Source organism: Pseudomonas sp. PS02288 (assembly GCF_029959715.1).
GTDB classification, from domain to species: domain Bacteria; phylum Pseudomonadota; class Gammaproteobacteria; order Pseudomonadales; family Pseudomonadaceae; genus Pseudomonas_O; species Pseudomonas_O kuykendallii.
Map to the genome: position 1 here is coordinate 37,703 of NZ_JASCPA010000005.1, position 15,711 is coordinate 53,413.

Below are 15,711 nucleotides of genomic sequence, written 5' to 3' on the forward strand. Positions count from 1 at the left end.
GTTCGCAGGGTGGGCTTCAGCCCACCCCTGCCAGACGCAGCGCCGTATCGCTTGGGCTGAAGCCCACCCTGCCGGGCGAGGACGGCCGAACTTATCTAGAATAAGCCCATCTGCCCATCCACCAGCGCGGCGAAGCCGTCGTCCACGAACGGCAGGATGGCGTCCGCCACCGGTTGCAGCTGGCGCGTCACGTAGTGGTCGTAGTCGATCGGCGAGCGGCGCGCTTCGAGCGGCTCCGGCCCGGCGAGGGTGATCACGTAGCTGATCCAGCCGCCACGCTGGTATTGCCGCGGGCGGCCGTGCTGGTCGTTGTGCTCGTCGGCCAGACGCGCCGCGCGCACCTGCGGCGGGACATTGCGCTGGTAGTCGTCGAGCCGCCGACGCAGGCGCTTGCGATAGACCAGCAGCTCGTCCAGCTCGCCGGCGAGGGTGCGGCGCACGTAGTCGCGCACATAATCCTGGTAAGGCTGGCGGTTGAAGATGCGCAGGTAGAGTTCCTGCTGGAAGCGCTGGGCCAGCGGCGACCAGTCGGTGCGCACGGTCTCCAGGCCCTTGTAGACCATCTCCTCGCTGCCGTCGGCGCGCCGCACCAGGCCGGCGTAGCGCTTCTTGCTGCCCTCCTCCGCGCCGCGGATGGTCGGCATCAGGAAGCGTCGGAAGTGCGTCTCGAACTGCAGCTCCAGCACGCTTTCCAGACCGTACTCGTCGCGCAGGTGCGCCCGCCACCATTCATTGACGCGCGCCACCAGCGCCCGGCCGATGCGTGCCGCCTCTTCCTCGGCATGCTCGCCGCCGAGCCAGACGAAGGTGGAGTCGGTATCGCCGTAGATCACCAGGTGGCCCTCGGCCTCGATCAGCGCGCGGGTGCGGCGCATGATCTCGTGCCCGCGCAGGGTGATCGAGGAAGCCAGGCGCGGATCGAAGAAGCGGCAACCGCTGGAGCCGAGCACGCCGTAGAAGGCGTTCATGATGATCTTCAGCGCCTGCGACAAGGGTTTGTTGCCGTCGCGCTTGGCCGCCTCGCGCCCTTCGGCGACGCGCGCGACGATGGCCGGCAGGCAGTGCCGGGTGCGCGAGAAGCGCGCGCCGCGGAAGCCCGGCACCGAGTCGGCATCGTTCTGATGGCGCAGGCCATCCACCAACCCGACCGGATCGATCAGGAAGCTGCGGATGATCGACGGGTAGAGGCTCTTGTAGTCCAGCACCAGCACCGACTCGTAGAGCCCCGGACGCGAGTCCATGACGAAGCCGCCGGGGCTCGCCTCCGGCGGGCGCTCGCCGAGGTTAGGTGCGACGAAGCCCTGACGGTGCATGGCCGGCAGGTACAGGTGACCGAATGCAGCCACCGAGCCGCCGCTGCGGTCCGCCGGCAGGCCGGTGACGCTGGCGCGTTCGAGGAGGAAGGTGAGCAGTTCGGTCCTTGCGAAGATCCGCGTGACCAGCTCGCAATCCTTGAGGTTGTAGTGCGCCAGCGCCGGTTTGTCCTCGGCGAACATCCGGTTGATCTCGTCCATGCGCTGGTACGGCGTGCTGATCGCCTTGCCCTCGCCGAGCAGCGTCTGCGCGACGTTCTCCAGGCTGAACGAGGGGAAGCTCCAGGTCGCCGAGCGCAACGCCTCGATGCCGTCGATGATCAGCCGGCCGGCGGCGGCCGCGAAGAAGTGCTGCTTGCTGCCGTGCTCGCGCCACTCCATCGGCTGGCCGCCGCGCCCCAGCAGCAGCGGTACCTTGAGCCGCTGCGAGTGCTCGTGCAGCACGCGCAGGTCGAACTGCACCAGGTTCCAGCCGATGATCGCGTCCGGGTCGTGCCGCGCCATCCAGCCGTTGAGGCGCTCCAGCAACTGCGCGCGGCTGTCGCAATACTCCAGCGGGAAGTCCAGCCCGGCAGAATCGCCGTTGGCCGGCCCGAGCATGTACACCTGGCGCTGGCCGCAGCCTTCCAGAGCGATGGAATAGAGTTCGCCGCGCTCGGTGGTCTCGATGTCCAGCGACACCAGGCGTAGCCGCGGGCGATAGCCCGGCGCCGGTTTCAGCACGGCGTCGAGCAGCACCCCGTCGGCGTCGGGCGTGCCGGCGAACTGCACGGGCGCGGTGATGAAGCGCTCCATCAGGTAGCGCTCCGATGGCCGGATGTCGGCTTCGTAGACGTCCAGGCCGGCGCCGCGCAGGCGCTTCTCCAGCTGGATCAGGTGGCGATGCTGGCGGCAGTAGAGGCCGAGCACCGGGCGATGCTGGAAGTCGCAGAGTTCCAGCGCACGCAATTCGACGTCGCGCTCACCTTGCAGCAGCAGTTCCACCCGCGCGCGCTGTTCGGCGGGCACGAAGGCCACCGAGGTCTGCAGCGGCAGACGCAGGCGCCGCGGGCCGTGGTCGGTCGCCAACCAGAACTCCACCTGGGTGCCTGCGGGCGTGTCCTGCCAGTGCCGGGTCAGAACGAAGCCCTGCTGTAAATCCACCGTCGCATCCCGTGAAAACGCCATCGCGCCATTCTACCGGGCAACGCCGGGCGGCGCGCCGCAGAACCAAGCGCGCCGTCGGCTGCCTAAGCGCCAGGCGCTGGCGCCGACATGACAAGAGGTTCGCACCCGTGAGCATCGAGCGTTACACCGGCCTGGCCCAGGCGCTGCACTGGCTGACCGCCGCGGCACTCTGCTTCGTGCTGCCCTTCGTCTGGGTCGCCGAGAACTTCCCTCCGGGGCCGATCCGCACGTTCTGGTACATGGCCCACGAATCCATGGGCCTCTCGGTGTTCCTGCTGATCCTGCTGCGCCTGACCTGGCGCTGGCGCCACCGAGCGCCGGCCTACCCCGCCGGCACGCGGCGTCTGATGCGGCTGATCGCGGGGCTCAATCACGGGCTACTCTACGCCGTGCTGTTGGCGATGCCGGTCACCGGCTACCTGATGGCCGGCAACGGCCAGGACGTGCCCTTCTTCCGGGTGATCTCGCTGCCCGGCTTCGAGAAGAACGAAGCGCTGGGGCAACTGGCCAATACCCTGCACGTGTGGGGGCAGTTCGCCGTGTACGGGCTGATCATCCTGCACGTGGCCGCCACCGTCTGGCACGTCGCCGTTCGCCGCGATGGCCTGCTGGAGCGAATGCTGCCGGAGCAGCGCCACTAGTCGGCACGCCGCGTCCGGCGCCCCTTGAACCCCCTGCAGCATCCGGGCACAGTGCCGCCACGGAGCTTTAATCTTTGAGGTCACGATGCCTCGCATCTGCTTGTTGCTGTTGGTGTTTCTGTTTGCCAGAGGGGTTTGCGCGATGCCGGTGGCGCCTCTGGATCAGGACGAACAGCGCCTGTCCCTGGGCCCCTACGTGGGCATTCTGGAAGACCCCGAAGGCCTGCTCGATATCGAACAGGTGCGGCGGATCGAAGACCGCCTGTTCCGGCCCGCTCCCGGCGTTTATCCCAACATGGGCAAGAGCCGTTCGACCTGGTGGCTGAAGGTGGACCTGCGCAACAGCCGGCCGCACGCGCTGGACGGCTTCATCGAGGTCAACTACCCGCTCCTCGACGACATCCAGCTGTACCTGATCGCGCCGGACGGGACACTGACCCGGCAGGCCGGCGGCGACACGCATCCGTTCGGCGAGCGCCCGGTGCCGGTGCGCAACTTCTGGTTTCCCACCCGTATACCGCCCGGTGACAGCGTGCTGCTGGTGCGCGTGCAAACTACCAGCACGGCGTTCGTGCCGCTGTTCTTCAGCACCCACGCCGCCAGCGCATCGGAGCAGGAAGTCGCCATGGGCTTCAACGGCGCCTTCTACGGCGTGCTGTTCGCGATGTTCTGCTACAACCTGTTCCTCTACCTGTCGCTGCGCGAGCCGGCGTACTTCTGGTACCTGATGTACAACGTCAACATCGGCCTGTTCGCCGCCAGCTTCGACGGCCTGACGTTCCAGATGCTGCCGGACTGGCTCGAGCTGGAGGCGCTGGGCATCTACGCCCTGATGTACAGCCACTGCCTGTTCGCCCTGCAGTTCAGCCGGCACTTCCTGCACACCCGGCAGCACTTCCCGAACATGGACCGCGCGCTCCAGCTGCTCATGCTGGGCACCGTGGTATGCCTGTGCTCGGAGCCGCTGATCGGGATGATGGCCTGGACCATCCTCGCCAGCCTGACGGTACTGACGGTGTCCTTCTTTTCGCTGCTGGCCGGCATCTACGTCTGGAATGCCGGGCTGCGCTATGGCTCCTACTACATGCTGGCCTGGGGCGTCCTGCTGCTGACCTTCATCCAGGCCACCACGGGTTCGCTTGGGCTGGAGGTGTTCGGCATCTACGGCGCCACCGCCGTGAAGATCGGCGTCACCGTCGAGCTCATCACACTGTCCATCGGCCTCGCCGATCGCATCAACCTGCTCAAGGAGGAAGGCTTCATCTCCCGCCAGACCGCCGAGCAGGCGGTGATCGAGAACAAGGCCAAGAGCCGTTTCCTCGCCACCATGAGCCACGAGATCCGCACCCCGCTGAACGGCGTGCTGGGCATGCTGCAACTGCTCAAGGAAACCAGCCTGGACCGCAGCCAGCGCTTCTACGTGGAAACCATCGCCAGTTCCGGCACGGCGCTGATGGCGGTGATCAACGACATCCTCGATTACGCGCGCATCGAATCCGGCAAGCTGACCCTGGAGAACATTTCCTTCGACCTCGAGGAACTGGTCTCCGACACCCTGAGCCTGTTCACCGCCCAGGCCATGGAAAAGCGCCTGCGCCTGCACGTGAGCCTGGAGGGCGGCGTGCCGCAGCGGATCAAGGGCGACCCGACGCGCCTCAAGCAGGTGCTGATGAACCTGCTGGGCAACGCGATCAAGTTCACCGCCGAAGGCCACGTCGCGCTCGGCGTGACCCGGCGCACCGATGCGCGCGGCCAGGAGCAGCTGGTATTCAGCGTCAGCGACAGCGGCATCGGCATGCGCCGCGAAGTGCTCAACACACTGTTCCAGTCCTTCGCCCAGGGCGACTCCAGCACCACCCGCCGCTACGGCGGCAGCGGCCTGGGCCTGGCGATCAGCAAGGAGCTGGTGGAGATGATGGGCGGTCGCATCGAGGCGCAGAGCAAGCTCGGCCAGGGCACCCGCTTCACCTTCGACATCCCGTTGCAGGCCGAGCCCGATACCGACGAGCTGCGGGACCTGCTCGAAGGCCAGCACGCGCTGCTCGCCTCGCTGGACGCCACCGCGCTGGAAACCGTCGGCCACCTGCTGCAACGCTGGGGTATCCATACCGAACACTGCCAGAGCCCGGAACACCTGCTGGAACGCCTCGAAAGCGCGCCGAGCCCGCAGTTGCTGGTGCTGATGGCGCCCTGGCCGGGCAGTGCCGAGTACTGGCTGGACAGCCTGCGCAGCGTTCTGGAGCCCGGCCAGCGGGTCCTGCTGCTGTGCCCTCCGGAGCAATGCCAGCGGGTACCGGCCAGCCAGGTGCTGAAACTCTACGCGCTGGCCCAGCCGATCTCGGTGAAGCCGCTGCGCGAGGCGCTGCTGAAGGTCTACGACCGTACCGAAGAACTGCCGCCCGAAGCAGCTCCGGCGCCACGACAGGCGCTGGGCGATGCGCCCTGCGTGCTGGTTGCCGAGGACAACGCGGTCAACCAACTGGTCGTGCAGGGGTTCCTGCGCAAGCGCGGCTACCGGATCAGGCTGGTGTCGAACGGCGTTGCCGCGGTGGAGGAATACCGCCGCTCCCCACGCGGCGTGCAGGCGATCCTGATGGACTGCGAGATGCCGGAAATGGACGGCTTCGAAGCGACCCGGCGGATTCGCCAGCTCGAACGCGAGCAGGACCTGCCGCCGGTGCCGATCATCGCGCTCACCGCGCACATTCTCGAGGAACACCGCCAGCAAGGCGCGGCGGTCGGTATGGATGACTTCCTCGGCAAGCCCCTGGACAGCCCGCTGCTCTACGCCACGCTGGAGCGCTACCTGCCACGGCCTTCGCTGGCCGTCGATGGCGCGGATGACCAGCCCAGAGCGACGCGGTAGCATGCCGGCGCCAGGAGACCACCGATGCTCATCCCCCACGACCAACTGCAAAGCGACACCCTCACCCGCCTGCTGGAAGACTTCGTCAGCCGCGAGGGCACCGACAACGGCGACGAGACGCCGCTGGAAACCCGTGTCGAACGTGCGCGCAGGGCGCTGGAGAAAGGCCGCGCGGTGATCGTCTTCGAGCCGGAAAGCCAGCAGTGCCAGTTGATGCTCAAGGAACAGGTGCCGCGCGAATGGCTCGATTGAGCCGTCGCGGCGGGTGCCGCGCCTAGCCCAGCGTACCGCCCTCGCGCTCCCAGGCGCAGCGCATGCGCAGGTCGCTGTCGTGCGGGCTGTGCAGGCCGCTTTCGGATTCCCAGCGGAAGGTGTGGGTGCCGTTAAGCTCGGTTTCCAGGTGAACCACCGCGCTGACCCAGTACAGGCGCCGCAGCAGCGCCTCGAACTGCTCGATCCAGATCGACCACTCGTACTCCACTGCCGGATAGCTGGCGCCGAAGTGGATCACCTGGGTTCGATAGAGCCCATCGCCGGCCTGCTCGCAGCAGCTGAACAGGTCGCGCCCGAGAAAGCTCCAGCCCTCGGCCGGCAAGGAGGCGAGCACCGCACGGTTGCTCGCCCGGCGTTCGGCGCACTCCTGCGAACCGACCGATGGCCAGTCGCGGATACAGCCATAGACGATGGATTCGGACTCCACGCCGTTACTCCGAAAAAACCAGGCTGCCTTCTAACACAGCGACGGCGGTCGGAGAAGCGCTCGACGGGAGTCCGGCGGCAACGCTGTGACCGTCAGCAGCCGGCTCGCCGGGCATCCGACGAAGCCGCCCGGCCGCTTTCAGCCGCGCTGGGCCTTGGCGCGCATCTTCTCCGCCATACCGGCCATTTCCGCGTAAAGGGCCTGCGGGTTCTTCTGCTTGAGCGCCCAGGCCATGCGGCCCATCTCATGCGGCAGAATCATGAATTCGCCCTTGGCGATCTCCTGGTAGATGTAATCGGCGATCTCGGCGGCACTGATCGGCGAACCCTCCAGCAACTTGCCGACCTGCGCCTTCATCGCCGGCGTCGGGCCGCGGAAGGAGTCCAGCAGGTTGGTCTGGAAGAACGACGGGCAGACCACGTGCACACCGATACCCTGCTGCTTGAGCTCGATCAGCAGGCTCTCGGACAACGCCACCACACCGGCCTTGGCGACGTTGTAGTTGCTCATGGCCGGCCCCTGCATCAGCGCCGCCATCGAGGCGATGTTGACGATCCGGCCCTGGCTGCGCTCGAGCAGCGGCAGGAACGCCTTGCAACCCTTGACCACGCCCATCAGGTTGATCGAGATCTGCCATTCCCAGTCCTCCAGCGACAACTCGCTGAAGAACCCGCCGGATGCCACACCGGCGTTGTTGACGATGATGTCGATGCCGTCCAGACGCTCTTCGCAGGCCTGGGCGAACGCCGTGAGCTGGCTGTAGTCGCGCACGTCGCAGCGCTGAGTGAAGCCATCGCCGCCGGCCTCGCGTACCAGTTTCAGGGTTTCCGCCAGGCCCGCTTCGTTGACGTCGGAAAGCGCCAGCTGGCTGCCCTCGCGCGCCCAGCGCAAAGCCATTTCGCGGCCCAGTCCGGAACCGGCGCCGGTGATCATGATGCGTGTCTGCATGGGGTTTCTGCCTTCTTGTTGTTCGTCGTGAATGGCCGCAGTGTAGCGAAGGCAAACCGCCCTCCGGCCAACCATCAGGCTGCTGAATGGGTGCTCAGACGCAGTGACGATTCAGCGTTGGCGCCGCAGCCAATGTGCGTAGACCGCCAGGTTGAGCAGCACCACCAGGGCGCCCATCCACAGCTGCGCCTGGGCGGTCAGGCCCTCCGGATAAATCAGTCGAAGCAGGTAGTGCTCGATGAAATCGCCCGGGTAGCCGACCTCTCCGGCGGCGCGGCGCAGGCGGTTTTCCCAGGGTGTCAGCGGGCAATACAGGTGCAGCAGCTCGACCGCCGCGCCCCAGCCCGCCGCCGGCAGATGCAGCCACGGCATCCAGCGCCAGCGCAGCGCGAGCAGGCCGCCGAACAGCACGAAGAGAATGAACGCCAGATGCAGCACCAGCAGCGCATCGGCGGCGAAGCGGTAGGCCATCTGCGACTCCACGAAGGCTCTGCAAAGGGGATGGGATGCGGATCATCGCGCTTCGGGTGAATTTTTCCCGCGCCGCGACAGTCGGATCAGATAAGCGTCGCCAAAAGCTCAACGCTGCTGGATGCGCGCCTCGAGCACCGTTCTTACATAAGGAGTTCCACCATGGGCATCAGCACTATTCTGATCATCGTCCTGATCCTGCTGTTGATCGGCGGTCTGCCAGTCTTCCCTCACTCGCGCAGCTGGGGTTATGGCCCCTCGGGGATCGTCGGCACCGTGCTGATCATCCTGCTGATCCTGGTACTGCTGGGCAAGGTATAGCCGGCCCCGTAACGAAAGAAGCCCGCCTCGCGCGGGCTTTTTCGTGCTTGCGATTCGCCGCCGGCAGGCATGAAAAAGGGCAGCCGAAGCTGCCCCAGGTGCCATAGGAAATGGCGGTTAGTGTGCAGCCGCGCTGCTCGAACCCAGGCCGGTTTGCGAGCGAACGAACTGCGGGAAGAACAGCTCACGTTCGCCAACCGCGGCTTTCGACTTGTCGGTGACCGAGAAGAACCAGATCCCGGCGAAGGCGATGAGGATGGAGAACAGCGCCGGATACTCGTACGGGTAGATGGCTTTCTCGTGGCCAAGGATCTGCACCCAGATCGTCGGGCCGAGCACCATCAGCACCACCGCGGTGATCAGGCCGAGCCAGCCGCCGATCATCGCGCCACGGGTGGTCAGGTTTTTCCAGTACATCGAGAGCAGCAGCACGGGGAAGTTGCAGCTCGCGGCGATGGAGAAGGCCAGGCCGACCATGAAGGCGATGTTCTGCTTCTCGAACAGGATGCCCAGGCCGATCGCCAAGATGCCGAGGGCGACCGTGGTGATCTTCGATACGCGCATCTCGTCCTTGTCGTTGACGCGGCCCTTGCGGAACACGCTGGCGTACAGGTCATGGGACACCGCCGAGGCGCCGGCGAGGGTCAGGCCTGAGACCACGGCGAGGATGGTGGCGAAGGCCACCGCCGAGATGAAGCCGAGGAACACGCTGCCACCCACCGCGTTGGCCAGGTGAATCGCGGCCATGTTGTTACCGCCCAGCAGTGCGCCGGTAGCGTCCTTGAAGTCCGGGTTGGTGCTGACCAGCAGGATCGCGCCGAAGCCGATGATGAAGGTCAGGATGTAGAAGTAGCCGATAAAACCGGTGGCATAGAACACCGACTTGCGGGCTTCCTTGGCGTCGCTGACGGTGAAGAAGCGCATGAGGATGTGCGGCAGGCCGGCGGTACCGAACATCAGCGCCAGGCCCAGGGAGAAGGCCGAGATCGGGTCCTTCACCAGGCCGCCGGGGCTCATGATGGCCTCGCCTTTCGGGTGCACCTTGATCGCTTCGCTGAACAGCGTGCTGATATCGAAGTTGACGTGCTTGAGCACCATGATCGCCATGAAAGAGGCGCCGGAGAGCAGCAGCACAGCCTTGATGATCTGCACCCAGGTGGTCGCCAGCATGCCGCCGAAGAGCACGTAGAGAACCATCAGGATACCCACCAGGACCACGGCGACGTGGTAGTCGAGGCCGAACAGCAGCTGGATCAGCTTGCCGGCACCGACCATCTGGGCGATCAGGTAGAACGCCACCACCACCAGCGAACCACAGGCGGACAGCGTGCGGATCTGGGTCTGGCCGAGGCGGTAGGAGGCTACGTCGGCGAAGGTGTACTTGCCCAGGTTACGCAGACGTTCGGCGATCAGGAACAGGATGATCGGCCAACCGACGAGGAAGCCGATCGAATAGATCAGGCCGTCGTAGCCGGAGGTGAACACCAGCGCGGAAATACCCAGGAAGGATGCCGCCGACATGTAGTCGCCGGCGATCGCCAGGCCGTTCTGGAAACCGGTGATGGAGCCGCCGGCGGTGTAGAAGGCAGAGGTGGAGGTGTTGCGTTTGGAGGCCCAGTAGGTGATGCCCAGGGTCAGCGCGACGAAGGCGACGAACATTGCGATCGCCGAAACGTTGAGCGGCTGGCGCTGTACATCGCCGGTGAGCGCGTCGGCCCATAGCAGCGGAGAGAAGCCGGCCAGGGCGAAGGCGGAAAGCAGGCGCGCGATCATTGTTTCACCTCATCCAGGATGGCTTGGTTGAGGCGATCGAACTCGCCGTTGGCGCGCTGCACGTAAATGCCGGTGAGCACGAAGGCCGAGACGATCAGGCCGACACCCATGGGAATGCCCCAGGTGACGCTGGAGTCGGGGCTGATGCGGGCACCCAGCAACTGTGGCTGGAAGGCGATCAGCAGGATGAAGACCACGTAGAGGCCGAGCATGATGGCGGAGAGAATCCAGGCGAACTTCTCGCGCTTGGCCACCAGTTCTTTGAATTGCGGGCTCTGTTCGATCCGCTTGTAAGCAAGGTCGTGCATTTTATTTTTATCCTCCACCGACGATTTGCGGTGAAGTTACTGTAAGCCGCCGGGTAGGCCGCGACAGCCGACCTTAGTAGTAATCGCGACCATAGTCGTAGATCCGGTCACGGGCGTGCGCGGCTTGCCTGCGGCGCCTGCCAGCCGCCGCCGAGGGCGAGGAACAGGTCGATGCGGCTCATCGCGACCTGCGATTCCGCCGCCGCCAGTTGGCCGCGCACGTCGGTGTAGGTCCGCGTCGCCTGCAGGTCGGCGAGGAAGGATTCGCGGCCGGCCTGGAAGAAGCGGTGCGTCTGCTCCGCCGCCTGCTGTGCCGAACGCGCCGCATCGGCCAGCGCGTCACGCCGCTCCAGCATCGCGCGGTACTGGGCCAGCCCGGTCTGCGCCTCGCGGATGGCGTTGAGCACTACGCCGTCGAAATGCGCCAGCGCGGCCTGGCTCGCCGCCTCAGCCTCGCGGATGCGTTCGCGCGCGCCGTTGGACGGCACCGTCCAGCTCAACAGCGGGCCGAAACCCCAGCGGTTGGTCGACGGCTTGCCGAGGTTGTCAATGATGCCCACCGTGCCGACGGTGGCACCGATGCTGATGTCCGGATACAACTCGCCGGTGGCGATGCCGATGCCCGCGGTGGACGCCGCCAGGCGCCGTTCGGCCTGACGGATGTCCGGGCGCCGCTTGAGCAGCGCGGCGCCGTCGCCGACCGGCATCACCTGACTGATCCGCGGCAGGTGTGCGCATTGCCCGACACCCGCGGGCAACTGCTCCAGCGGCCGCGCCAGCAGCATCGACAGGCGAAACAGCCCGGCCTGGCGCTGCGCCTCGAAACGCGGCAGTTCGGCGCGCAGCGATTTGAACTGGGTTTCGCTGCGCGTCACCTGGGTCTCGTCACCGCGCCCCGCATCACGAAGACGCTGCACCAGCGTTACGCCCTGCTGCTGCAGGTCGAGCGATTGCTCGGCGATGGCGCGCTCCTCGTTGGCCGCGCAGACCTGGGTGTAGGCGCGCACCACGTCGGCGACCAGGGTGATCCGCGCCGTATCGGCGGCGGCCTGGGTGGCGTCGGCATTGGCCCTGGCGGCCTCGATGCCGCGCTGCAGCACGCCGAACAGATCGAACTGGTAGGACGCGCTGAGCGCGACATTGCCGATGTTCGCCACCGGCACCTTGTCGGGCAGCAGGAAGGCCTCGCCGGACTCCTGGATGCGCTCGGCGGCGAGGTCCACGCCACCGCCGAAGCCACCGGCCGCGGCCGCCTCGTCTACCTGGGCGCGGGAGCGCGCGAGGTTGGCCGCGGCGACCCGCAGGTCGGCGTTGGAGGCCAGCGCCGCAGTCACCAGTTGGTCCAAGCGCGGGTCCTGATACAGCTTCCACCAGTCCGCCGGCACCGGCGCCGACACCACCTCGCCGCCCGCGCCGGCCAGCTCGCCCTGCAGGTCCGGGCGATTCAGCGCGGCCTTCTCGGGCAGGTGGTAATCCGGCCCGACGACCTGGCAGGCGGCGAGCAGCAGGGCGACGCCGGCGGCGCCCGCCCGGAGCAGCGCGTTCATTGCCGACCGCCCTCCCCGGCGCTGTCCTCGACGATCGACACCGTCGCGGTGCGTCCGGCGATCATGCGGAAATCCTCGGGTACCTCGTCGAAGTCGATACGCACCGGAATCCGCTGCGCCAGGCGTACCCAGCTGAACGCCGGGTTGACGTTGGGCAGCAGGTTGCTGCCGCTGCTGCGGTCGCGGTCCTCGATGCCGGCGGCGATGCTCTGCACATGGCCGCGCAGGCGAGCGCCGTCGCCGACCACGCGGATGTCCACCGACTGGGCGACATGGATGCCGGCCAGCTTGGTTTCTTCGAAATAGCCGTCGATGTGGAAGGATTCGCCATCCACCACCGAGAGCACCGGCCGCCCCGCGCTGACGAACTCCTGGGCGCGCGGCGCGCGGTCGTTGAGGTAGCCATTCACCGGGCTGCGGATCACCGAGCGGTCCAGGTTCAGCTGCGCGCTGTCCACCGCCACCTGCGCCTCGGCCAGCGCCGACAGCGCCCGCGCCTCGCGCGACTGGCTCTCTTCCAGTTGCTCGCGGGCGACCAGGTTGCCCAGCTGCTGGTTGCGCCGGGTTTCGCGGCGCGCCTGCTCGTAGGTTTCCTTGCGCTCGGCGACGGTCGCCTGCGCCTGGCGCAGCGCAAGGCCAAAGCGTTCCGGGTCGATGCGGAACAGCACCTGGCCACGCGTCACCACCTGGTTATCGCGCACGTCCACCTGGTGAATCAGCCCGGAAACGTCGGGGGCGATCTGGATCACGTCGGCGCGGATGTGGCCGTCGCGGGTCCAGGGCGCGAACATGTAGTACATCACCATGCGCCAGACGATCACCGCGGCGAAGGAGACAACGAGCAGGGTCAGGACCACGCGGCCCAAGGTCAACCAGGGTTTCTTCATGTCATCAGGTATCGACTGAGCCCGTCCACCGCGCCCAGCAGCAGCGCGTAGAGACCGACGTTGAACAAGGCCCGGTGCCAGACCAGGCGATAGAAATGGAGGCGCGTCAGCACGGCGTGCACCCCGAGGTAGAGCAGATAGGTGATGCCCATCAGCACCAGCAGCGTGGGCAGGAATACCCCGCTGATATCCAGATCGCCGATCACAGGGGAGCTCCATCGATGCCATAGGGCGGCTGTTCTTCGGCCTCGCCGGTGCCGGGCACCTCGACGCCGGGCAGCAGCGCCAGGCGCAAGCCGCTGAGCGCATGCAGCACGTGCGGGCGCGCCTCGTTGAAGGCGTCCAGCGACGAGGTCGACAGCGCGCGGCGGGCGCGGTCCATGGTCATCTGCAGACCCTTGGGCGCGGGCAGGCGTTCGCCGGCGTCCAGGCAGGCCTGGAAATGCGCGCCCACCTCCTCGACGATCTGCCGCAGCAGCGCCTGCGGGTAGGACGGCAGGCGAGGCAGGTACGCCAGCAGGTCGAGCAGGTTGAGCGCGATACGCAGGTCGCGCAGGGCGACACCGGTGTCCTGCCCGGTCTGCGCCAGACGCGGCAACTGCTGCATCAGGCGATCAAGCATGCGCACCGCCATCACCCGGTGTTCGTTGAGATTGGCCGGTTCGCCCAGACGGGCGATGTCGCGCCAGCCGGAATGGGTCATCCGCCGCGCCGCCAGCTCGACGCCGAACGGACGCATCACCAGCGTCCAGACGAAGGCGAACAGCAACCCCACCGGCCCGGCGAGGTTGGAATTGATGAAGCTCATGAAGTCGGCGTCGTAGGCGCCCTGGATGCTGATGAACGACGCGGTGTTGACGATGGTTAGCAGGGTTCCGAGGTAGAAGCGCGGTTGCACGGTGAGCGTACCGACGCAGATGAACGGCACGGCGAACGCCAGCACCAGCATCGGGAAGTCGTGCAGGTTGGGCAGCACGAGGAACAGGTAGAGGCTGGCGAACAGCACCGACATCGCGGTCCAGAAGAAGAACCGGTAGATCTGCGGCGCCGGATCGTCCATCGCGGCGAAGAAGCTGCAGGCCACCGCGGCGAGGATCACCGCGCTGCCGCCGTCGCTCCAGCCGAGCAGGATCCACAGGAACGACGCCACGCTGATCGCGGCGATGGTCGAGCACACCGAGTAGAGCATCATGCCGCGGTCGAGGTAGGGCGTGAGCCGACCTAGCCGCCAGTGCCGGTACACCGCGCGCCACGGCGTCTGGCTTTCGGTCTGGATGGCGTGCTGCAGGCTGCGGCAGTCCTGCCACAGATCGATCCACTCGCCGAGGCGATAGAGCGCATTGGAAAACAGCAACTGGCGACGATCATCGAGCTGCTCCGGGCGCGGCTGCAGGCGCTCGAGACTGTCGCGCAGAGCCTGCCAGCGCTCAACCGGCGCGCCCTCGCGGGTTTCCCGGAGCCAGTCCCGCGTCTCGTCGAGCAACGGCGCCAGCCGCGCCACCAGCTCCGGCGAACGGCGCTCCAGCGCCCACCAGGCGTCGTCCAGCGCATCGACCACCGGCAGCAGGTGGATCATCCGCCCGCGCAGCTCCTTAGCGTTGCGCACCGTCTGCGGCCGGGCTCCCTCATGGGGCAACTGGCCGATCATCGGCTCGAGGGTATTGAAGGTGGTGACCATCGAAGCCCGCAGCGCACCGACCTCCTCCGCCTGCACGTCGCGCGCCAGAAAGCGGTCGCTGTAAGTGCTGGCATCCGCGAACCAGCGCCCCGCCGCGTCCACCAGCACGGGCGCCAGACGCCGCGGCCAGAACATGCTGCCGACCACCGCCGCGCAGACGATGCCGAGGAAAATCTCCTCGGTACGCGAAACGGCTACCTCGAAGACGGCTTCCGGGTTGTCCACCACCGGGAAGGCGATCAGCGGCAGGGTGTAGCCGGCGAGCATCAGCGCATAGCTGTTGGCGGTGCGCAGGTGCAGCGAGAGGAACAGCAGGACACCGGTCCAGAGCGCGATGACAATGGCCAGCAGATAGGGCGTCTGCACCAGCAGCGGCACGAAGAACACCGCCGCGCTGGCGCCCAGCGCGGTGCCGGCGGCGCGGTACAGCGCCTTTGAACTGGTCGGCCCGACGAAGGGGCTGGAGACGATGTACACGGTGGCCATGGCCCAGTAGGGCCGCGGCATTTCCATCAGCAGCGCGATGTACAGCGCGATCATCGACGCCGCGAAGGTGCGCACGCCATAAAACCAGTCGCGCGCCGGCGGCACGCTGCTGAAGAACCCGGTCATGGCACGCCCGCCGCCTCGAAGGCACGCAACACGCGCAGTGTCGCCTCGAGGTCGGCGGGGGCAACGTCCTGCAGCACCTCCCGCCGCAGGCGGGTCAGTTCGGCTTCGATCGCCGACGCCAGCGCACGCCCGCTCTCGGTGAGGCTGAGGGACTTGGCGCGACGGTCGGCGGCATCTTCGCTGCGACAGACGAATCCGGCGCTGCACAGCTGATCGAGCAGCCGCACCAGCGACGCCCCTTCCAACCCGGCGGCATGGGCCACGGTGACCTGCCGCACGCCGTCGCCGAGCCGCGCGATCATCAGCAATGGCACCGCGCAGGCTTCGGAGATGCCGTGGTTGACCAGTGCCAACTGGCAGATGCGCCGCCAGTGGCGGGTCGCCACCACCATGCCGCTGCTGATGCTGAGTCGAAGGGCGTCGAGATTCATAGGAATGCAATAGAATGCATAAACATAGTTTGCTAACTATCAATATGC

At 66.8% G+C, this 15,711-nt stretch carries 15 protein-coding genes; 4 read left to right on the plus strand and 11 right to left on the minus strand.

Translation table 11 applies throughout. The annotated features are described in order from the left end of the window. Positions 1-95: 95 nt before the first annotated feature. Positions 96-2,456 (minus strand): DNA polymerase II, encoded by a 2,361-nt coding sequence (locus tag QMX85_RS03925; protein ID WP_282338907.1) that lies wholly within the window; start codon positions 2,454-2,456, stop codon positions 96-98. Positions 2,457-2,587: 131 nt separating this feature from the next. Here QMX85_RS03925 and QMX85_RS03930 point away from each other — a divergent pair, with 131 nt between their 5' ends. The 3 genes from QMX85_RS03930 (at position 2,588) to QMX85_RS03940 (ending at position 6,239) form a co-directional block, all read left to right on the plus strand. Continuing rightward, positions 2,588-3,121 (plus strand): cytochrome b, encoded by a 534-nt coding sequence (locus tag QMX85_RS03930; protein WP_282338908.1) that lies wholly within the window; start codon positions 2,588-2,590, stop codon positions 3,119-3,121. A gap of 85 nt (positions 3,122-3,206) precedes the next feature. Next, a complete protein-coding gene (locus QMX85_RS03935; protein WP_282338909.1) occupies positions 3,207-5,987 on the plus strand; it encodes a hybrid sensor histidine kinase/response regulator in 2,781 nt (926 codons plus the stop codon). Positions 5,988-6,011: 24 nt separating this feature from the next. Further along, positions 6,012-6,239 carry a YheU family protein gene (locus QMX85_RS03940; RefSeq protein WP_282338910.1) on the plus strand — a complete coding sequence of 76 codons (228 nt, stop codon included), beginning with the start codon at positions 6,012-6,014 and terminating at the stop codon, positions 6,237-6,239. A gap of 22 nt (positions 6,240-6,261) precedes the next feature. Here QMX85_RS03940 and QMX85_RS03945 read toward each other — a convergent pair whose 3' ends face one another. The 3 genes from QMX85_RS03945 to QMX85_RS03955 all read right to left on the minus strand — a co-directional run bounded on the left by QMX85_RS03945 (position 6,262) and on the right by QMX85_RS03955 (position 8,106). Continuing rightward, entirely contained in the window at positions 6,262-6,687 is a 426-nt protein-coding gene (locus tag QMX85_RS03945) for a hypothetical protein (RefSeq protein ID WP_282338911.1), read from the minus strand. A gap of 138 nt (positions 6,688-6,825) precedes the next feature. Further along, positions 6,826-7,635, minus strand: coding sequence for an SDR family oxidoreductase (locus QMX85_RS03950; protein WP_273228902.1), 810 nt, complete (start codon positions 7,633-7,635; stop codon positions 6,826-6,828). A gap of 111 nt (positions 7,636-7,746) precedes the next feature. Then, positions 7,747-8,106, minus strand: a complete 360-nt coding sequence (locus QMX85_RS03955; protein WP_282338912.1) for a DUF2784 domain-containing protein — start codon at positions 8,104-8,106, stop codon at positions 7,747-7,749. A gap of 162 nt (positions 8,107-8,268) precedes the next feature. Here QMX85_RS03955 and QMX85_RS03960 point away from each other — a divergent pair, with 162 nt between their 5' ends. Further along, positions 8,269-8,427, plus strand: a complete 159-nt coding sequence (locus tag QMX85_RS03960; protein ID WP_090230285.1) for a DUF3309 family protein — start codon at positions 8,269-8,271, stop codon at positions 8,425-8,427. Positions 8,428-8,544: 117 nt separating this feature from the next. On the opposite strand, the gene QMX85_RS03965 is transcribed toward QMX85_RS03960, so the two are convergent. From QMX85_RS03965 to QMX85_RS03995, 7 genes are all read right to left on the minus strand, one after another. Beyond that, positions 8,545-10,200 (minus strand): cation acetate symporter, encoded by a 1,656-nt coding sequence (locus QMX85_RS03965; protein ID WP_282338913.1) that lies wholly within the window; start codon positions 10,198-10,200, stop codon positions 8,545-8,547. Continuing rightward, on the minus strand, positions 10,197-10,508 hold the full coding sequence (locus QMX85_RS03970) for a DUF485 domain-containing protein (RefSeq protein ID WP_090230291.1): 312 nt from the start codon (positions 10,506-10,508) through the stop codon (positions 10,197-10,199). The genes QMX85_RS03965 and QMX85_RS03970 overlap by 4 nt, the downstream gene beginning before the upstream one ends. Positions 10,509-10,615: 107 nt before the next feature. After that, the gene (locus QMX85_RS03975) at positions 10,616-12,055 is read right to left on the minus strand and encodes an efflux transporter outer membrane subunit (protein WP_282338914.1); all 1,440 of its coding nucleotides are present in this window, start codon (positions 12,053-12,055) and stop codon (positions 10,616-10,618) included. Beyond that, a complete protein-coding gene (locus QMX85_RS03980; protein WP_282338915.1) occupies positions 12,052-12,942 on the minus strand; it encodes an HlyD family secretion protein in 891 nt (296 codons plus the stop codon). Before QMX85_RS03980 ends, QMX85_RS03975 begins: the two co-directional genes overlap by 4 nt. Then, on the minus strand, positions 12,939-13,148 hold the full coding sequence (locus QMX85_RS03985; protein ID WP_282338917.1) for a DUF1656 domain-containing protein: 210 nt from the start codon (positions 13,146-13,148) through the stop codon (positions 12,939-12,941). Before QMX85_RS03985 ends, QMX85_RS03980 begins: the two co-directional genes overlap by 4 nt. Continuing rightward, a complete protein-coding gene (locus QMX85_RS03990; RefSeq protein ID WP_282338919.1) occupies positions 13,145-15,232 on the minus strand; it encodes an FUSC family protein in 2,088 nt (695 codons plus the stop codon). The genes QMX85_RS03985 and QMX85_RS03990 overlap by 4 nt, the downstream gene beginning before the upstream one ends. Then, positions 15,229-15,663, minus strand: a complete 435-nt coding sequence (locus QMX85_RS03995; protein ID WP_282338920.1) for a MarR family transcriptional regulator — start codon at positions 15,661-15,663, stop codon at positions 15,229-15,231. The genes QMX85_RS03990 and QMX85_RS03995 overlap by 4 nt, the downstream gene beginning before the upstream one ends. Positions 15,664-15,711: the final 48 nt, after the last annotated feature.